At 63.2% G+C, this 4,834-nt stretch carries 5 protein-coding genes and 1 pseudogene; all 6 read left to right on the top strand.

The window, feature by feature from the left end; translation table 11 throughout:
• Positions 1-376 (top strand): 50S ribosomal protein L11 (gene rplK / locus ACOJTD_RS13000; RefSeq protein ID WP_420133322.1); only part of this gene is annotated, 376 nt, incomplete at its 5' end.
• A gap of 6 nt (positions 377-382) precedes the next feature.
• Positions 383-1,072, top strand: a complete 690-nt coding sequence (gene rplA, locus ACOJTD_RS12995; protein ID WP_420133321.1) for a 50S ribosomal protein L1 — start codon at positions 383-385, stop codon at positions 1,070-1,072.
• Between the two features lie 98 nt (positions 1,073-1,170).
• Positions 1,171-2,118, top strand: coding sequence for a 2-hydroxyacid dehydrogenase (locus ACOJTD_RS12990; RefSeq protein ID WP_420133320.1), 948 nt, complete (start codon positions 1,171-1,173; stop codon positions 2,116-2,118).
• A gap of 702 nt (positions 2,119-2,820) precedes the next feature.
• Positions 2,821-3,339 carry a 50S ribosomal protein L10 gene (gene rplJ / locus ACOJTD_RS12985; RefSeq protein WP_054163761.1) on the top strand — a complete coding sequence of 173 codons (519 nt, stop codon included), beginning with the start codon at positions 2,821-2,823 and terminating at the stop codon, positions 3,337-3,339.
• Positions 3,340-3,394: 55 nt separating this feature from the next.
• Complete coding sequence (rplL, locus tag ACOJTD_RS12980) at positions 3,395-3,775, top strand: 50S ribosomal protein L7/L12 (protein WP_420133319.1); 381 nt, start codon at positions 3,395-3,397, stop codon at positions 3,773-3,775.
• 541 nt (positions 3,776-4,316) lie between these two features.
• Positions 4,317-4,834 (top strand): annotated as a pseudogene (locus ACOJTD_RS12975) (DNA-directed RNA polymerase subunit beta); the annotation flags it as partial.

Raw genomic sequence — 4,834 nt, 5'->3', positions numbered from 1 at the left:
GAACCCGTCGCCTCCGATCGGTCCCGCGCTTGGTCAGCGCGGCCTCAACATCATGGAGTTCTGCAAGGCGTTCAACGCGCAGACCCAGAAGGAAGAGAAGAACACGCCGATTCCGGTGGTGATCACGATCTACGCCGATCGGTCGTTCACCTTCGAGATGAAGACCCCGCCGATGTCCTTCTTCCTCAAGCAGGCGGCGAAGATCCAGTCCGGCGCCAAGGCGCCGGGCCGTGACGTCGCCGGCAAGGTGACCTCCGCCCAGGTGCGCGAGATCGCCGAGAAGAAGATGAAGGATCTCAATTGCGACACCGTCGAGTCGGCCATGCGCATGGTCGAGGGCTCCGCCCGTTCGATGGGCCTGCAGGTCGAGGGGTAACGCATCATGGCAATCGGTAAGCGAACGAAGAAGATCCGCGAGGGCATCGACCGCACCAAGCTTTATCCGCTCGAAGAGGCGGTGAAGATGGTGAAGGAGCGTGCGACCTCGAAGTTCGACGAAACCATCGAAGTCGCGCTGAACCTCGGCGTCGATCCGCGTCACGCCGACCAGATGGTCCGCGGCGTGGTGATGCTGCCGAACGGCACCGGCCGCTCCGTGCGCGTCGGCGTGTTCGCGCGCGGCGCCAAGGCGGACGAGGCCAAGGCAGCGGGTGCCGACGTGGTCGGCGCGGAGGATCTGGTGGAGCAGGTGCAGGCCGGCAACATCAACTTCGATCGCTGCATCGCGACCCCCGACATGATGCCGCTGGTCGGCCGCCTTGGTAAGGTGCTCGGCCCGCGCGGCATGATGCCGAACCCGAAGATCGGCACCGTGACCATGGACGTCGCCGGCGCCGTCAAGGGCGCCAAGGGCGGTTCGGTCGAGTTCCGCGTCGAGAAGGCTGGCATCATCCAGGCCGGCGTCGGCAAGGCCTCGTTCGGCGAAGACAAGCTGGTCGAGAACATCAAGGCGCTTGCGGACGCGGTCAACAAGGCGAAGCCGACCGGCGCCAAGGGCACCTATGTCCAGCGCGTCGCGGTGTCGTCGTCGATGGGCCCGGGCGTCAAGGTCGAGCCCGGCACCATCAACTAAGCCGCTTGCGGCTTGGCGCTCATTGAATAACAAGGGCGGATCGGGCAACCGGTCCGCCCTTTGCTTTGCGCAACAACAACAAGAAACGGGAGAGCGAGTTGGCCGACAAGGTTCTGGTGTTTTCGCGGTTCGCCAAGTCGATGCTGGCGCGGTTCGGAGAGAAGTTCGAGCTGCTGGAGACCGGCGGCAAGCCGGCCGGGGAGGTGTTCAGCGCCGACCAGCTCAAAGATGTCCGCGCGCTGCTGACAATGGGCGCCCAGCCGCTCGGCCGGGAGACCTTCGACCTCCTGCCGTCTCTCGGCGCCGTCGTCTGCTACGGCACCGGCTATGACGGCGTCGACCTGAAAGCCGCCGCCGAACGCAATATTGTCATCGGCAACAGCCCGGCCGCAAACGCTTCTGCAGTGGCGGACCTGGCGTTGACGCTGCTGCTTGCCTTGATGAGACGTGTGATTCCGGCCGACGCCTATCTGCGCGCCGGCGGCTGGGCTAGCGCCAAGCCGTCGCCGCTGCTCAAGCCGCCGCGTGGGATGACCGGCGCGAAGGTCGGAGTTTATGGTATTGGCGAAATTGGTCGCAAGATCGCAGCCCGCGCCGCCGCGTTCGAGACCGAGATGGCCTATCACAGCCGCAGCCGCCACGACGTCCCGTACCGCTATGTCGGCGATCTCGGTGAGCTGATCGACTGGTGTGACGTGCTGCTCATCGCGGTCCGCGCCGGCCCGGACACCCAACGCATCATCGATGCCTCGATGCTGAAGCGGCTCGGCAAGGACGGCGTGCTGGTCAACATCTCCCGTGGTTCCGTGATCGACCAGCCGGCGCTGGTCGCCGCTCTCGCAGACGGCACCATCGCGGGGGCGGGGCTGGATGTTTTCGAGCAGGAGCCGTACGCGCCTGACGCGCTCAGCGAACTGCCGAACGTGGTGCTGACCCCGCACATCGGCGGCCATACGCTCGATGCGCATGTGGCGATGCAGGACTGCGTAATCGCAAATCTGGCGGCGTTCTTCTCGGGGCGTAAATTGCCGTACAAGGTGGCGTAGCGGCCTGTTCGGTGAGGGGCCGCTACAACGATGACCGCCTTCGTCCGGAGTCGTAAGGCGGGCGAAAAACCGAGGTGGTAGATGCAAGTTCAGCCCGGCGGCTGAGAGATCGGTTGATCGGGGTCGAGCATCGCCCTGCATAAAAGATGCCGTTCTCGCCAAAACGGCCTTGGCAAGCCGGAAAAGACTCGTTAAACAATGCCTTCCGGGCGTGCTGGCTGGTGCTGGCGCGCCCGTGCGCGCATTCCGTTCACCGGTATCGATAGGAGACCAGTCCTTCAAGTCATCCGTTTTTGGATCGCTCGAAGGGCCGGACGACTGACGCTGCAGGGGAGTGCGAGCAGGGATCGCCGAGGCTGGCCGGTTCGTCGGCGTGGCCTTATCGATCCCGTCCTGTCCAAGACTGCAGGTGCCGACGTCGAAATTTCGTGTTTCGTCCGACGCTTAATCGAATGACCTGCATAGACGGGTGAAAACCGGATTTTGTGGCCTGCCGTATGGCAGGGCGCGGAGTGGGTTCGAACCTCGACACCCCGTGAGGGCAATGGCTTTGGCCGGCGTTCATACGGGAGGGCAGGCTGTAAGATTCGTTTTGCCCCAGGGTGTCTGAAGGCCGTGTGTCTTGTGGATGGTTTGGGGTAGGGCGAAGGGTGCAACCCGGCGGTCCTGCTCGCAGAGACCGCCAACCGGAAAGAGCTTGCTGTGGATAGAGCGGCAAAGAAAGAGGCGGTCGATTCGCTGAATGGTCTGTTCCAGACCACCAGCGTTGCGGTCGTCGCTCATTATTCCGGCCTCACCGTGGCCCAGATGCAGAAGCTGCGTCAGCAGATGAAGCAGGCGGGCGCGTCGGTGAAGGTCTCGAAGAACCGTCTCGCCAAAATTGCTCTTGAAGGCACCGACGTCGTTGCCATCGGCTCCCTGCTGAAGGGGCCGACCGTGATCGCGACTTCCGACGATCCGGTGGCGGCGCCGAAGATTGCCGTCGAATTTGCCAAGGCGAACGAGAAGTTCGTCATTCTCGGCGGTTCGATGGGCAAGACTGTCCTGAACGTCGACGGTGTGAAGGCTCTGGCCTCGCTGCCGTCGCTCGACGAACTGCGTGGCAAGCTGGTCGGCCTCCTGGTCGCGCCGGCCACCAAGATCGCGCAGCTGTCGACTGCTCCCGCGGCCAAGGTCGCGCGGGTGGTTCAGGCCTATGCCTCCAAAAGCGAAGCGGCCTGACGCTTCACTCCCAATCAACCCTGGTTCGAACTGATACCCGTAAGGAACTGATTCAATGGCTGATCTGCAGAAAATCGTCGACGACCTGTCGAGCCTCACCGTGCTCGAAGCCGCCGAACTTGCGAAGCTGCTCGAAGAGAAGTGGGGCGTCTCGGCCGCTGCTGCCGTGGCGGTTGCCGCTGCGCCGGGCGCTGGTGGTGGCGCTGCCGCCGCCGCCGAGGAAAAGACCGACTTCACCGTCGTGCTTGCTTCGGCTGGCGACAAGAAGATCGAAGTGATCAAGGAAGTTCGTGCGATCACCGGTCTCGGCCTCAAGGAAGCCAAGGACCTCGTCGAAGGCGCGCCGAAGCCGATCAAGGAAGGCGTTGCCAAGGACGAAGCCGAGAAGATCAAGGCTCAGCTCGAGAAGGCTGGCGCCAAGGTCGAACTCAAGTAACCACCGGTTACTAGAGGTCCATCCCCGGTCGAGCGTCAGCGAGACCCGGGGATCGGCCCCAAGACGTGGATGGCCGGGTCGAGCTCGGCCATGACGTCGGAGGGGTTGGCGAGATCAAGCGGTTGGGGCCGGTTCGCCGGCCCCGGTCGCGGCGGTGGGGGCGGAGGATCCGCTGCTTCCGAGGCCGTCACAGGAATGTGTGGGGAGGAGTGGGGATCGCCCCTCGAATCACCATATTGCCGTCCCATATTGGTCCGGCAGCACGAAAGCGCAGGCGCGATGGATATGGTAGCATTCCGCGCAGCCTCTAGGAGAATCGGCAATTTCGGGCTTTTTAGGTCTGTGACGAGATGGTTTTGACGGGCGGGTGCGCTGGCGCCCCGCACGTCGTTTTGCGTTCGGGATTCGTGTTGCGTGGATTTAGGATTTAGTTCCTGACATCCAGTTTCTGAATTTCGGATGTGCGGTAATTCAACCCGGGGGCGGTGCGGATCGCGCCTCGGAAGGTTCGCCCCGCCGGGCGACGACATGAGAGGCCACGATGGCGCAGCAGACGTTCACCGGTCGCAAACGCGTTCGCAAGTTCTTCGGTCACATCCGGGAAGTCGCCGAGATGCCGAACCTCATCGAGGTTCAGAAGGCGTCTTACGACCAGTTCCTGATGGTGGCGGAGCCTCCGGGCGGTCGTGAAGATGAGGGCCTGCAAGCGGTCTTCCGGTCGGTGTTTCCGATTTCGGACTTCTCTAACGCCTCGATGCTGGAATTCGTTCGCTACGAATTCGAGCCGCCGAAGTATGACGTCGATGAGTGCCGCCAGCGCGGCATGACCTATGCGGCGCCGCTGAAGGTGACGCTGCGTCTCATCGTGTTCGATATCGACGAGGAAACCGGCGCCCGCTCGGTCAAGGACATCAAGGAGCAGGACGTCTACATGGGCGACATCCCGCTCATGACGATGAACGGCACCTTCGTGGTCAACGGCACCGAGCGCGTCATCGTCTCGCAGATGCACCGTTCGCCGGGCGTGTTCTTCGATCACGACAAGGGCAAGACGCATTC

This window comes from Rhodopseudomonas sp. (assembly GCF_048594845.1).
Classification (GTDB): domain Bacteria; phylum Pseudomonadota; class Alphaproteobacteria; order Rhizobiales; family Xanthobacteraceae; genus Rhodopseudomonas.
The sequence above is the reverse complement of the archived record's forward strand: the minus strand, read 5'-3'. Positions and strand labels throughout refer to the sequence as shown.